Genomic DNA, 13,430 nt, shown 5'->3' on the forward strand with positions numbered 1-13,430 from the left:
TCTTTCTTTTAAAAGAGTAAGGCCTATGGGTTTTATTTGGATATATATACACGGTCTATATTTAACCCGTTGGTATACAGCAGCTTACTTTTCAGCCAGCCACCTTGATGCATCTTTGGCATAATACGTAATGATCATATCTGCTCCTGCACGTTTCATGCTGAGCAAAATTTCCATAGCTACCTTTTTCTCATCAATCCATCCTTGAATGGCAGCCGCCTTTACCATGGCATACTCTCCACTTACGTTATAAGCAACGAGCGGGAGATCGAATTGATCCTTGATGGTACGCATGATATCGAGATAGGATAGCGATGGTTTGACCATCAACATATCGGCTCCCTCCAGCACATCGGTCTCTGCTTCGCGGAGTGCTTCCCGAGCGTTTGCCGGGTCCATCTGATATGATTTGCGATCCCCGAACTGCGGTGTGGAATCTGCTGCTTCACGGAATGGACCGTAGAACGCAGAAGCATATTTAACGGAGTATGACATAATCGGGATATGACTGAATCCATTCTCATCCAGACCTGCACGAATCGCCTGGACAAAACCGTCCATCATATTTGAAGGAGCGATAATGTCTGCGCCAGCTTTAGCTTGTGACACTGCCGTCTGGACAAGCAGCTCCAGTGACTCGTCATTGAGAACGTCACCGCAGATATGGCCGTCAATCTCAGTTGTGTGCACCATACCGCAGTGCCCATGATCTGTGAATTCACACAGACATGTGTCTGCGATCACCAGTAATTCAGGATACCAGGATTTAATTAATCTCGTGGCTTCCTGAACAATACCATCCTCAGCAAAACCGGACGAACCTACACTGTCCTTCGTTTCCGGAATACCGAACAACAGTACAGCCGGAATGCCCAACTCAGCAATCTCTTTCACTTCTTCCTGCAAACGATCCAGCGAGAAACGAAATACACCCGGCATAGACTTAATTTCGGATTTAACATTTTCGCCGTATGTGACATAGATCGGCTGAATAAAATCATCCACAGTCAAGTGTGTCTCTCTTACCATACTGCGAATGCCTGCTGATTGACGTAAACGGCGATGACGTACGATTGGAAACCCCATTTATAATATACCTCCCTGAAATTTTATGCTGCAAAAAGCGAAGCGCGCTGTTTCTTATCGAATGCAGCACGCTTCCTAGGTTCAGCCGAAGCTTGTCTCTTCTCCATATAACGATATCCATAGAGGATAATGATTTAATCTAATTGACTCTCACAACTGTTATTCGTGCAGCTGCCCAGCCATGCTGCTGTCAGTTCCACTGCCGCCAGCACGTTTCCACTCACACAATACATCGATCAAGCTGGTCATCGTAGCTTCCTTTGCCATCAAAGTGACGTTCAATCCAGCATCCTCTGCGGTTTTGGCTGTAACCGGACCAATACACGCAACCTCTACTCCCTTCAGCAGCGGCAGCGGATCGTCTACACCCATGCGTTTCAGCATCTTCATAAAGTTCTTCACGGTGGAAGAGCTTGTAAAGGTCATCGCATGGATACCGCCCTCTTCAAGCAGCTTGAGCAGTTCATCGTCATCCTCACCCGCAAGAATGGTGTCATAGATGATGGCCTCAGTAACATGAAGCCCTCTTTCTCGCAGTTGTTCCGGCAGCCAGGAGCGTGCAAGATCGCCATGTGGAATAAGCACCTTCTGACCCGCCTTTAATTCACTCTCAAATGTTTCCAGCATACCTTCCGCCTGAAAAGGCCCCTTTACAACTTCGGGTGCAATGCCGTGCTTACGCAGTGCTTCTGCCGTAGACGGCCCCACTGCGGCAATTCTCGCTTGATGAAGCGAGCGAATATCCTTGCCTTCGTCTTCCAGATGACGGAAGAAAAATTCTACACCATTCACACTTGTGAAAAAGACCCAATCAAACGTATTTAACACATGGAGTGCCTCTTTGACACTTTGTTTGGACGATTCACTGGACGGCATGACCGTCTCAATGACTGGAAACTCATACGGTTCTCCGCCGAGTTCCTCGATGCGACTGACCAGTTCACTCGCTTGACTGCGAGCGCGAGTAACCAGAATTCGTTTGCCAAACAGCGGCAGCACCTCTGCCCATTTTAACTGCTCCCGCTGATTCACAACATCTCCGACAACGATTACAGCAGGTGGCTGGAAGTTTGCCGCAGTAACTTTAGCTTCGATATCCTCCAGCGTTCCTGTAATGGTATCCTGCTCTGCACGTGTTCCCCAACGTACAAGCGCTACAGGTGTGCTTGCCGGGCGCCCATGACGAATGAGCTGCTCGCTGATATAACCAATCTTGGCAACACCCATCATAAATACCAGTGTACCCGTTGCATTCGTTACTTTATCCCAATGAATGCTGCGATCCAGCTTATCCGGACTTTCATGTCCGGTAATAATTGAGATGGAAGAAGCATAATCACGATGTGTGACCGGTATACCTGCATATGCAGGCACGCTGATCGCGGCGGTTACACCAGGTACAATTTCAAACGGAATACCGTTTTTGTGCAGCAGTTCTGCTTCTTCCCCAACCCGTCCGAAAATTGTGGGGTCTCCGCCTTTCAAACGTACAACAACCTTGCCTTCAAGAGCCAGATCAACAAGAAGCTGATTAATCTCTTCCTGCTTCATCGTATGCCGATCCGGACGTTTCCCCACATAGATTTTAACCGCACCCGGTTTCATGAGTTTCAGCAATCGTGGACTCGCCAAACGATCGTACACTACAGCATCCGCCTTGCCGATGGTTTCCCATCCTTTTACGGTAATCAACCTTGCATCTCCAGGACCCGCACCTACCAAAAAGACCTTCCCCGCCATGCCTTCATCCCCTAACTTCTGCCAGTATCTGTTCAGCTCCGCGCTCAATTAATCTCCAGGCCACTTCTTCTCCCAAACGGACCGGATCTTTGCCGCTCAATGTTTCCTTCAAAATCAGTCCGCCATCCGGCGTACCAACCATCCCCGTTAATTGTAACTTGTTTTCACCGTTCAGGGAAACAGCATCCTGTTCCGGTACCCATACCGCATGTGCTCCGATCGGTACCTGACAGCCTCCATTTAACACGCTGAGAAAACGTCGTTCCGCCATTACGGGTGAAGCGGTTGTCGGATCATTGTAGAGCGACAACAAATGCAGCAGCTCCTCGTCATCCTCACGACACTCAATACCAAGAGCCCCTTGACCTACAGCCGGAAGACAAGCTTCCTCCGTCAAATACTCGGTAATTCGATCCTGCCAGCCCATGCGATACAAACCTGCTGCTGCCAAAATGATGGCATCCAGCCCTTCGGTTTCAAGCTTTCGCAGACGGGAATCAATATTGCCGCGGATGGATTCCAGCTGCAGGTCCGGGCGATAGGCCTTTAACTGGCTTGATCTGCGCAGGCTGCTTGTTCCAACTCTTGCGCCCTCTGGCAGTTGATCAAGCGTAAGCCCTCCGCGAGATACAAGTGCATCCCTTGGGTCTGCTCGCCGGGGAACAGCACCGTTAACCAGCCCTTCGGGAAGCTCGGAGGGCATGTCCTTCATGCTGTGCACGGCCATATCAATGGTACGATCCAGCATTGCCTGTTCAATCTCTTTAACAAACAAACCTTTACCGCCCACTTTGGACAACGTAACATCCAGAATAAGGTCACCTTTCGTCACAATCTTATGTACCTCAAAGTCAAAAGCTAAACCTTCCCGCTTACAAATATCACGCAAATCCTGAATAACGTACCCCGTCTGGGTTAGTGCTAAAGCACTCTGTCTGCTGCCTACTTTAATTGTCCGCATATCTACACTTCCTCCTGATTACGGGATATCCAGTTCCCGATTTCTTCTTCAGTCCACCATTGGAACCGACCTGTACGTATCATTTCCAGCAGATTCATCTCCGTCAGACGCCGCAGCAGTCTGGTTCTAACCGCTGGAGGTAACCCGCGGGATTTGATCTCCATCCTCATCTGGTGCAAAAAATCAAGATACGTCTCGTATTCATCTCCGAACTGCTGTTCCAGCATAGCACGAATCTCGGCCGCCGCCGCAGGTCCTGCACCGGCAGTCGAGATGGCAATGCTTAATCGCCCTCGTCTCACCACACTAGGCGTAATAAAACTGCTGCTGCCCGAAGACATGGCATCATTCACCAATATAGATGCAGCTTCAGCCTCGTGAACTACAGCTGTATTAACCTGCTGCTGATCCGTAGCCGCATATACGAGAAAGGCCCCCCACAAATCTCCATTGCGGTAGGACCGGGCTATCCAATCGAATCGGGATTCCTGATGCAGTTGTTCGAGAGCAGGCGTAAGCTGCGGGCTGACTACCGTAATTCGGGCTTCTGTCTGCAGCAATCCCTTCACTTTGCGCTCGGCCACGCGACCTCCGCCGACAACAAAGACGGACCGTCCTGAAGTATTCACATAAATCGGCGTGTAGTGTTCCATCCCTTTCACTCTCCCGTCCAGCGATGAAACGCTGAGTACGCATTGGATAAGAAGCTGATAATGACAAGAGCATATCCAATCAATGTCCACCTAGACATCACGATCATCGAAAACTGTTTTCTTCTCTTCACGATAAAATAACCCACATAGATCGCAATCGCCAAACCTGTTGCAATCACTTTTGAATCCAGCAGCAGATGCCAGCGCCGTTCTGCGACGATGGACAGCACAGCCAGCACAACGGATACACCTAGAAGTGGCGTACCTATCAATGTGGCACCATCCATGTATTTCCCTATGACCTCCAGGCTGGGCAAACGCCGCACCGTATCATTCCATTTTTTGTTTTTCAACTTGTGATGCAGGAACAGATACAGCAGTGCAAATACCGACGCAACCGTCAAAGCCGCAAAGCCCAGGTTGGCCAAGGTAATATGCATGATTAACAAACCGTGAACCGTCTGCCAATTGTGAAGTGAGATCTCGCCTGCTGTAAACCATAATCTGTTCAATACCGTTACCGAAAATCCAACGATGTTCAGCAGCAGGATGACAAATTCTGAACGCTGCACCCGAGTCATAATTAATGACATCAGCACAATGCTGAAAGAGAAAATAAATAGAAAGTCAAATGTGGTATAGATCGGGAAGTGACCTTCGATCCACATCCGCAGGATCACATGGGTCACCTGCAGTCCCCATACAACAACAAGAAACCCTGTGCCTGTCCGCTTCGCCCCCGCATTGCGTCGAATGCAGTCCGAGAAATAGAACAGTAGGCTCAGGGCATACATATAGATTAATACTTCATAGATTTGTTCAGCAAGGGTCAAGCCGCCCACCCGCCTTATACGCCTGCCGGAACATAAGCCGGCACGGGGTCTTGCCGGTTTTCGTTAAGGTGAACCGCTGGTTTGCCCAGAGCTGTTGCATCACTCTGATTCACTTTTTCAGCAGCCATCTCTACTGCGTCTTCCAGCGCGAATATCTGCGTAAACATGCGCAGTGCTTCGTCACCCTGCTTCGTACCTGCCATTTCCTTGATTCGGTTGATCGGATCAGTGGTCATTTGATTCACAATACTTTTGGTCAAACGACGAATCACTTTACGCTGATGCTCATCCAGCTCCGGCAGCTTGTTGAACAGACTATCCATCGTTTCTTCGTGAATGGACACGCCCTTCTCCTGCAGCGCACGAATGACTGGACGAACGCCAAGCGTTCTGAGCCACTGATAATAATCTTCCATTTCCAGATCGATCATTCTTTCAATTTTGGCTGCTTCTACCTTACGCATCTCCATATTGCTCTCGACGATGCCTTCCAGATCGTCGATATCATAAAGAAATACGTTGGAGATTTCACCGATAGCCGGGTCGATATCACGTGGTACCGCAATGTCGATCAGGAACAGCGGACGGGATTGCCGACGCTTCATGCTTTCGCGTACAATACCTGCATCCAGAATATAACGCTCTGCACCTGTGGAACTAATCACGATATCTACTTCATCCAGTCTCGATAGTGCCTGTTCCATGGTACAAGGAGTGCCCCGGAATTTGCTGGCAAGCTCCTCGGCTCTGGCGAGCGTACGGTTGGCTACAATAACTTCAGACGCTCCATTGGCGTAAAGATGTTTCACTGTAAGTTCACTCATTTTACCGGCACCCAAAATAAGCACCTTTTTATCAGTGAACATACCAAAAATTCGCTTGCCCAGTTCAACCGCCGCATAGCTGACAGAAACGGCACTCTCCCCAATGGACGTTTCCGAATGTGCCCGCTTGCCCAGAGTAACAGCCTGTTTGAACAGCTTGTTAAACCAAGTTCCTGTCGCTTTCTCTTCCTGCGCTTTGAAAAAAGCCTGTTTCACTTGGCCAAGAATCTGGGTCTCTCCAATGACCATCGAATCTAGTCCGCAGATTACACGGAACAGATGGCGCATAGCCTGATCATCTTCATATATATATAAATGCTGCGTAAATTCTTCTCGTGGAACGTTAAACCACTGTTCCATAAATGTTCGAATAAAATAACCGCACATGTGAAGACGGTCAACCACAACGTACAATTCAGTACGATTACAAGTGGCTACGATCACACCTTCCAATACACTCTTGGTCAGCTTGAGCTGCTGCAGCGCTTCAGACAAGTCCTTTTCTGCAAATGTGAATCGTTCTCTGACCTCTACAGGCGCCGTGCGATAATTCAAACCAACAACAACGATGTGCATTGCAAGTTCACCTGCCTAATAAATTTCCAATCAAAGTGCTTACTGTATATGTCTATCCAGTTCAGATTGACATAGTTAATTATATCACACATCAAGTCCATCACTCGCCCATTTTTATGAAATGTTTATGAAATCAACATGATGATATCATATGCATTGTCATTTATTGTAGTGTCTCACCAATGTTCACCGTTATGCATAAAATGGGACAAATGATGATATTCAATGTGACGAAGTGCTCTGCACGCGATTTCAAGACGTTTTATAACAAATAGCCATGGAAATATTCCATGACTATCTAAGGTGCGGGCACATGATGTATTTTCAAACGTTACATATTAGAGTTTGGTATCTTCTGGTGTTAAAACAGCTTCTTCAGTCTCGTTATCGATATCCTCATCAACTGGTGCGTACTTGTCTATGCGGGCATGGCGGGTAATGATATCCCACAGTTCTTCCTTCCCCAGACCTTCCTCTGATGAAAAAGGAACGAACAGGTCGCCTGAGCGAAGCCCCAACGCTTCCTTGATCACTTTAATGTGTTTGGCTCTGCGTGTCTTGGGGATTTTGTCCATCTTCGTAGCCACGACAACCAGCGGCAGTCCATGATGGCGCAGCCATTCGTTCATCATTTTATCATCCTTGGATGGCTCATGTCTCATGTCCACCATCTGCATGACCAGTTTTAATTCATCACGCTGCAGCAGGTATTTCTCCATCATTTTCCCCCAGGCAAAGCGCTGCTCTTTGGATACCTTGGCGTATCCATAACCCGGAAAGTCGACGAAATACAAATCTTGATTGATCTTATAATAGTTCAGCTGCTGGGTTTTACCAGGAGTGGCACTTGTGCGCGCCAGATTTTTACGATTAATCATTCGATTGATCAGGGATGACTTGCCCACGTTGGAGCGCCCGGCCAGGGCAATCTCCGGCAGACCGTCATCTGGATATTGTTCAGGCCGAACGGCACTAATAATAAATTCAGATTGATTCACTTTCAAATTGCATCTTTCCTCTCTTGAACTCCTGTGATGCGAGTGTAACATTTCTACATATTCATCTCGTATTATGCCATCATTCTTTCTATCATACCAAAAAAACACCTCTTGTACCCAAAAAATCGGCTTTTCTCTCCAAAAAACGTATATTCATCACAAAAAAGACCGCTCCAACGGATGCCGAAGCCTCCGCAGAACGGTCTGTTCTTCAAAAATTCCTGTGGATACGAATTACAGAGGAATGCCCGCCTGTTCAACAAGCGCATGCTGCAGCACCTGATCCATATGAGCTACGGGTACAAATTCCACATCTTCCTTGATGCTGTCCGGAATGTCACGCAGATCCCGTTCGTTATCCTTGGGCAGTAATATTTTTTTGTATCCGGCACGGTGGGCTGCAAGTGACTTTTCTTTCAAGCCACCGATAGGCAGTACCCGTCCGCGCAGCGTAATTTCGCCTGTCATGGCAATGTCCTTGGACACATGTTTGTTCGTCAGCGCGGAGATCAACGCAGTCGCCATTGTAATACCGGCAGATGGGCCATCTTTGGGAATGGCACCTTCCGGTACGTGGATATGAATGTCGTTTTTCTCGTGAAAATCCGAGGCGATACCGAGCTGCGCTGCTTTGGAACGGGTATAGCTGAAGGCCGCCTGAGCTGATTCTTTCATGACGTCTCCCAGTTTACCCGTGAGGGTCAGCTTGCCTGTTCCCGGCACCACGGTCACTTCAATAACGAGTGTGTCTCCACCCACTTCAGTCCATGCCAGCCCCGTTACGGTACCAATCTGATCTTCCAGTTCAGCCATGCCATAGCGGAATTTACCTGGACCAAGATAATCTTTGACATCGTCCGGCAGGATCACAATTTGGCCTTCTGCCCCGGACACGATATTTTTGGCCGCTTTCCGGCACAGCGATGCCATCTGCTGCTCCAGATTCCGCACACCGGATTCGCGTGTGTATTCACGAATGACTTTCAGCAGACTGTCATCCGGAACCTCAAGCTGATCTTCTTCCAAGCCGTGGTCCTTCTTCTGTTTCGGCAGCAAATAGTTTTTGGATATCTGCAGCTTCTCCAGTTCGGTATAACCCGGAATATTCAGCATTTCCATCCGGTCCAGCAGGGGACGCGGAATATTGTGCACGGTGTTGGCCGTTGTAATAAACATAACGTTGGATAAGTCAAATGGCAGCTCCACAAAGTGATCGCTAAACGTATTGTTCTGCTCCGGATCAAGTACCTCCAGCAGTGCTGCCGAAGGATCTCCGCGGAAGTCAGAAGCCATCTTGTCGATCTCATCCAGCAAGAATACAGGATTGAGTGACCCTGCTGTTTTCATACCCTGGATAATTCGGCCCGGCATCGCACCTACATAAGTACGGCGGTGTCCGCGAATTTCGGCTTCATCCCGCACGCCGCCCAGAGAGATACGAACAAACTCCCGCCCAAGCGATCTGGCGATCGAACGAGCAAGAGAGGTTTTACCTACTCCTGGCGGGCCAACCAGACAGAGGATTGGACCTTTAAGCTTTTTGACGAGCTTCTGCACGGCCAAATACTCCAGCACACGCTCTTTCGGTTTCTCCAGTCCGTAGTGATCTGCATTAAGCACATCTTCAGCCTTCTGGATATCCAGGTCATCCTCGGTCAGCTGGGTCCAAGGCAAAGCAAGCAGCCAATCCACATAGTTGCGGATGACACCGCCCTCGGCAGAGCTTGCCGGCATCTTTTCCAGTCGATCGATTTCCTTCTCGACTTTCTCTTTTACCTTGTCCGGCAGGCCAAGACTATCCATCTGATTGCGAAGTTCTTCGACTTCGCCTGCACGGCCCTCTTTTTCACCAAGTTCCTTCTGGATCGCCTTCATCTGTTCACGCAAATAATATTCCTTCTGGGTTTTCTCCATCTGTTTCTTCACACGCTGGCTGATCTTGCGTTCAAGCTCAAGCACTTCGCGCTCGTTATTCAGGATGTCCAGCAGCTTCTCCAGACGTTCCCGCACATCGATGGTCTCCAGAATTTCCTGTTTGTCCTTGATCTTCAAGGACAGATGGCTTGTAATGACATCCGCGAGGCGTCCTGGCTCCTCAATGTCGGACACAGCGGCTAGTGTCTCGGGGGTTACCTTTTTGGACAGATTAATATAGTTCTCAAACTGGTTCAGAACGGTACGCATGAGGGCATCCGTCTCGGGATGATTATTCTCTTCCTCAGGCAGCTCTTGTGCCAGCACCTCGTAATAATCCTCGTTGTCCGTATATTCAATAATTTCAGCCCGTTCCAAGCCCTCCACAAGCACTCGAATGGTTCCATTCGGCAGCTTCAGCATCTGTCTCACCTTGGCTACGGTTCCAATTCGGAAAATATCCTCTCGTGTAGGTTCCTCAATATTGACCTCGGCTTGGGAACATAGGAGAATCAAATGTTCTTCTACCATCGCTTTTTCTAAAGCCTTGACCGATTTCTCCCGGCCCACATCGAGATGCAGCACCATACTCGGGTAGACGAGAAGTCCTCTTAAAGGCAGTAAAGGAAAACGACGACCTTTCGATTTGCTCGGTCCCATCGCTTTCGCACCTCCAATGGCTCTCAGGTTGTAGTCATCCATTATTCTATCAAATGTTCACATAAAAAACCAATGAAGGGAAGCGCTCAGCAGCTTCCCGAATCTGTAACCTGCCCCGGACGAGGTGGCTCTGCCCGCAAATAAGAGGCGGATGCTGGAGGGAAAATCTCCGGTTTCTGCGCAGTCGTCTCTTCGGCCGCTACCTGCTGTTCCACCTGATGCGCTCCAGGCTCCCAACCAAATACTTCACGAAACACGTCCTGAACGGTATCTACGGGAATCACCCGCAAACCATCCAGATTGTCAAAAATGGACTGCCAGTTCTCTGCCGGTATAATGACCGTCTTCGCACCAGCTTGGAAAGCCGCCTCTACCTTCGCCAGCACGCCGCCAATCGGCTTCACACGGCCGTGAATACTAATCTCGCCCGTCATTGCGATCTCGTGGTCTACAGGGCGTCCCTGAATGGCTGAAGTAATTGCTGTCGCCATGGCAATCCCTGCCGAGGGACCATCGATTGGCGTACCCCCCGGGAAATTCACATGTAAATCGTAATCACTCGTGCGGATGCCCATCGCTTTTAATACGGTTAACACATTTTCAACCGAGCCTTTAGCCATGCTTTTCCGCCGGAGTGTACGGGAACCGCCTCCAATCTCTTCCTCATCCACAACACCTGTGATGTTGATGCGGCCCTGGTCTTTCGGCGCAGGAACCGCTGACACCTCAATCTCCAGAATGGTACCCATGTTCGGTCCGTAAACAGCAAGCCCATTGACAAACCCGACCTGCGGCTGTGAAGGAACCTTGCGATCCGGCCTTGGCTGGATCTGACTGCTCCCTGCGACCCACTCGACATCGGAAGCCTGAAGTGTCTCACGCTTTTCAGTCAGTGCGAGACCCGCAGCCAGCTGAATGATATTGACCGCTTCACGTCCATTGGTTGCATATCGTTTGACCACATCAACCGCATCCGGGCAGGGACTAAATCCGATTTTCTGTACGGCATCTTCCGCAATTCTGCCAATCTCCTCAGGCAGCAGGGGACGGAAATAGACCTCCATACATCGTGAACGCAGCGCAGGAGGGAGCTCATGCGGGGAACGTGTCGTCGCTCCAACCAGCCGAAAGTCTGCCGGAAGCCCATTCTGGAAAATATCATGGATATAAGCAGGAGTATGCGTATCTTCCGAGTTATAGTACGCACTTTCCAAAAAGACCTTGCGATCCTCCAGTACTTTGAGCAGCTTATTCATCTGAATGGAATGTAATTCTCCAATTTCATCAATAAAAAGCATGCCGCCATGCGCTTTGGTCACCGCACCCGGTTTGGGTTGAGGAATGCCTGCTACACCCATGGCTCCTGCTCCCTGATAGATCGGATCATGAACAGAACCAATCAGCGGATCAGCAATGCCCCGTTCATCAAAACGAGCCGTTGTCGCATCCAGTTCTGTAAATTTGGCATCCGCTTTGAACGGCGAGGACGGATTTTTCTTCGCCTCTTCCAGCACGACCCTTGCAGCAGCTGTTTTTCCCACTCCAGGCGGACCATATATAATTACATGCTGCGGATTGGCACTGCATAATGCTGCCTTGAGCGCACGCAGCCCATCTTTTTGCCCGACAATGTCATGGATGGTAGCCGGTCGCGTCTTCTCCGCAAGCGGTTTGGTCAGCGAGATGGAGCGCAATTTGCGAAGCTTCTCCAACTCTTTCTTCGATTCACGCTCAACGGCAGTACGGTTCGTTTTCTGGCCCCGAAGCAGGTTCCAAAAATATAACCCGACTACCACGCCAAAAAATAACTGTATCAACATGAATACCATGCCAAGGTCACCCATATTCCAAACTCCTCCTGTTCTGTACTTCTTCTCAACTGTGATCATGCTAATACTTGGTAGTATAGCCTTTTCAACGAGACGTAAACGGAAGAAGCCGAAATTGTAACGGAGAATTATTCGAGTGTACGCAAAAAGCCCGCCAGTATGGCGGGCCTTCATAAAGAATTCAATCGTTATTAGTGCGAGCGTCCAGGGATTACACCAGTCTCTTCATACGCTTCGACGATTTTGTCGATCTCTTTTTTCAATTCATCTACCATGATCTCTTCCGGCACTTTACGAATCATCTTCCCATGGCGGAATAAAAGACCTTCTCCGCGGGCACCGGCAATACCGATATCCGCTTCTTTCGCTTCACCTGGACCATTTACCGCACAGCCAAGCACGGATACCTTAATCGGCACCTTCAGCTTCGAGATGTATTCTTCCACTTCGTTAGCGATGGAAAAGAGATCAATATCCAGACGTCCACATGTTGGACAAGAAATTAGTGTCGCAGCATTGGAAATCAAACCAAACGTTTTGAGCAGATCACGCGCCACTTTAATCTCTTCTACCGGATCGGCACTCAGCGAGATCCGCATTGTTGAACCAATGCCCATGGAGAGCAAAGCGCCCATGCCCGCGGAACTTTTAATCGTGCCCGAGAACAATGTACCTGCTTCCGTAATCCCGAGATGAAGCGGATATGGAATGATCTGCGCTGCTTTGGTATACGCTTCGATCGCCATAGGTACATCAGAGGCCTTAAGTGACACGATGATATCGTGGAAATCAAGTTCTTCCAGAATACCAATGTGGTACAATGCACTTTCAACCATAGCATCTGCAGTAGGATAACCATACTTTTCGAGTAAATGATTCTCCAGTGAACCCGCGTTTACTCCAATCCGAATCGGAATACCTTTGTCCTTACAAGCTTTAACAACCTCTTCTACTTTGGCTCGTTTACCGATATTGCCCGGATTGATCCGAACTTTATCAATACCATTCTCAATGGCAAGCAAAGCCAGCTTGTAGTTAAAATGAATATCTGCAACCAGCGGGATATGAATCCGCTTCTTGATTTCCTTAATGGCGGCCGCAGCTTCTTCATTATTCACCGTTACACGCACCACTTGGCATCCGGCTTCTTCCAGTCGCAAAATCTCCGCAACCGTCGCCTCCACGTCTGCTGTTTTGGTTGTACACATACTCTGAATAATAACTTCGTTACTACCGCCAATGGTCAAGTTCCCTACTTTTACGGGACGGGTATCCTGTCTTAAATACATGAGTGATTTCTCTCCCCACAACGTCAAAGCTCCACCCTGACAAAAGACCTTATAAAAGCCTTCTGCC

Annotated in this window: 10 protein-coding genes; all 10 read right to left on the bottom strand. The window is 48.9% G+C overall.

The window, feature by feature from the left end:
• Nucleotides 1-84: 84 nt before the first annotated feature.
• Nucleotides 85-1,086 (bottom strand): porphobilinogen synthase, encoded by a 1,002-nt coding sequence (gene hemB / locus MKY97_RS22815; protein ID WP_342552529.1) that lies wholly within the window; start codon nucleotides 1,084-1,086, stop codon nucleotides 85-87.
• Nucleotides 1,087-1,245: 159 nt separating this feature from the next.
• Nucleotides 1,246-2,826 carry a uroporphyrinogen-III C-methyltransferase gene (gene cobA, locus MKY97_RS22820; protein WP_342552530.1) on the bottom strand — a complete coding sequence of 527 codons (1,581 nt, stop codon included), beginning with the start codon at nucleotides 2,824-2,826 and terminating at the stop codon, nucleotides 1,246-1,248.
• A 4-nt stretch (nucleotides 2,827-2,830) separates the two neighbouring features.
• Nucleotides 2,831-3,787, bottom strand: coding sequence for a hydroxymethylbilane synthase (hemC, locus tag MKY97_RS22825; protein ID WP_342552531.1), 957 nt, complete (start codon nucleotides 3,785-3,787; stop codon nucleotides 2,831-2,833).
• Between the two features lie 2 nt (nucleotides 3,788-3,789).
• Nucleotides 3,790-4,440 (bottom strand): bifunctional precorrin-2 dehydrogenase/sirohydrochlorin ferrochelatase, encoded by a 651-nt coding sequence (locus tag MKY97_RS22830; protein WP_342552532.1) that lies wholly within the window; start codon nucleotides 4,438-4,440, stop codon nucleotides 3,790-3,792.
• A 5-nt stretch (nucleotides 4,441-4,445) separates the two neighbouring features.
• A complete protein-coding gene (gene ccsA / locus MKY97_RS22835) occupies nucleotides 4,446-5,234 on the bottom strand; it encodes a cytochrome c biogenesis protein CcsA (RefSeq protein ID WP_342556430.1) in 789 nt (262 codons plus the stop codon).
• Between the two features lie 53 nt (nucleotides 5,235-5,287).
• Nucleotides 5,288-6,673 carry a glutamyl-tRNA reductase gene (gene hemA / locus MKY97_RS22840; protein ID WP_342552533.1) on the bottom strand — a complete coding sequence of 462 codons (1,386 nt, stop codon included), beginning with the start codon at nucleotides 6,671-6,673 and terminating at the stop codon, nucleotides 5,288-5,290.
• A 338-nt stretch (nucleotides 6,674-7,011) separates the two neighbouring features.
• On the bottom strand, nucleotides 7,012-7,677 hold the full coding sequence (gene yihA, locus MKY97_RS22845; RefSeq protein WP_342552534.1) for a ribosome biogenesis GTP-binding protein YihA/YsxC: 666 nt from the start codon (nucleotides 7,675-7,677) through the stop codon (nucleotides 7,012-7,014).
• A 228-nt stretch (nucleotides 7,678-7,905) separates the two neighbouring features.
• Complete coding sequence (gene lon / locus MKY97_RS22850; RefSeq protein WP_342552535.1) at nucleotides 7,906-10,245, bottom strand: endopeptidase La; 2,340 nt, start codon at nucleotides 10,243-10,245, stop codon at nucleotides 7,906-7,908.
• 86 nt (nucleotides 10,246-10,331) lie between these two features.
• On the bottom strand, nucleotides 10,332-12,089 hold the full coding sequence (gene lonB, locus MKY97_RS22855) for an ATP-dependent protease LonB (RefSeq protein ID WP_342552536.1): 1,758 nt from the start codon (nucleotides 12,087-12,089) through the stop codon (nucleotides 10,332-10,334).
• A 176-nt stretch (nucleotides 12,090-12,265) separates the two neighbouring features.
• Nucleotides 12,266-13,363, bottom strand: coding sequence for a flavodoxin-dependent (E)-4-hydroxy-3-methylbut-2-enyl-diphosphate synthase (ispG, locus tag MKY97_RS22860; RefSeq protein WP_342552537.1), 1,098 nt, complete (start codon nucleotides 13,361-13,363; stop codon nucleotides 12,266-12,268).
• Nucleotides 13,364-13,430 lie beyond the last annotated feature (67 nt).

Source organism: Paenibacillus sp. FSL R7-0652 (assembly GCF_038595045.1).
Taxonomy (GTDB): domain Bacteria; phylum Bacillota; class Bacilli; order Paenibacillales; family Paenibacillaceae; genus Paenibacillus.

Coding starts and splice junctions, on each gene's coding strand:
- hemB (WP_342552529.1), bottom strand. CDS start 1,086: ATGGGGTTTCCAATCGTACGTCATCGCCGTTTACGTCAATCAGCAGGC.
- cobA (WP_342552530.1), bottom strand. CDS start 2,826: ATGGCGGGGAAGGTCTTTTTGGTAGGTGCGGGTCCTGGAGATGCAAGG.
- hemC (WP_342552531.1), bottom strand. CDS start 3,787: ATGCGGACAATTAAAGTAGGCAGCAGACAGAGTGCTTTAGCACTAACC.
- MKY97_RS22830 (WP_342552532.1), bottom strand. CDS start 4,440: ATGGAACACTACACGCCGATTTATGTGAATACTTCAGGACGGTCCGTC.
- ccsA (WP_342556430.1), bottom strand. CDS start 5,234: ATGTATGCCCTGAGCCTACTGTTCTATTTCTCGGACTGCATTCGACGC.
- hemA (WP_342552533.1), bottom strand. CDS start 6,673: ATGCACATCGTTGTTGTTGGTTTGAATTATCGCACGGCGCCTGTAGAG.
- lon (WP_342552535.1), bottom strand. CDS start 10,245: ATGGGACCGAGCAAATCGAAAGGTCGTCGTTTTCCTTTACTGCCTTTA.
- lonB (WP_342552536.1), bottom strand. CDS start 12,089: ATGGGTGACCTTGGCATGGTATTCATGTTGATACAGTTATTTTTTGGC.
- ispG (WP_342552537.1), bottom strand. CDS start 13,363: ATGTATTTAAGACAGGATACCCGTCCCGTAAAAGTAGGGAACTTGACC.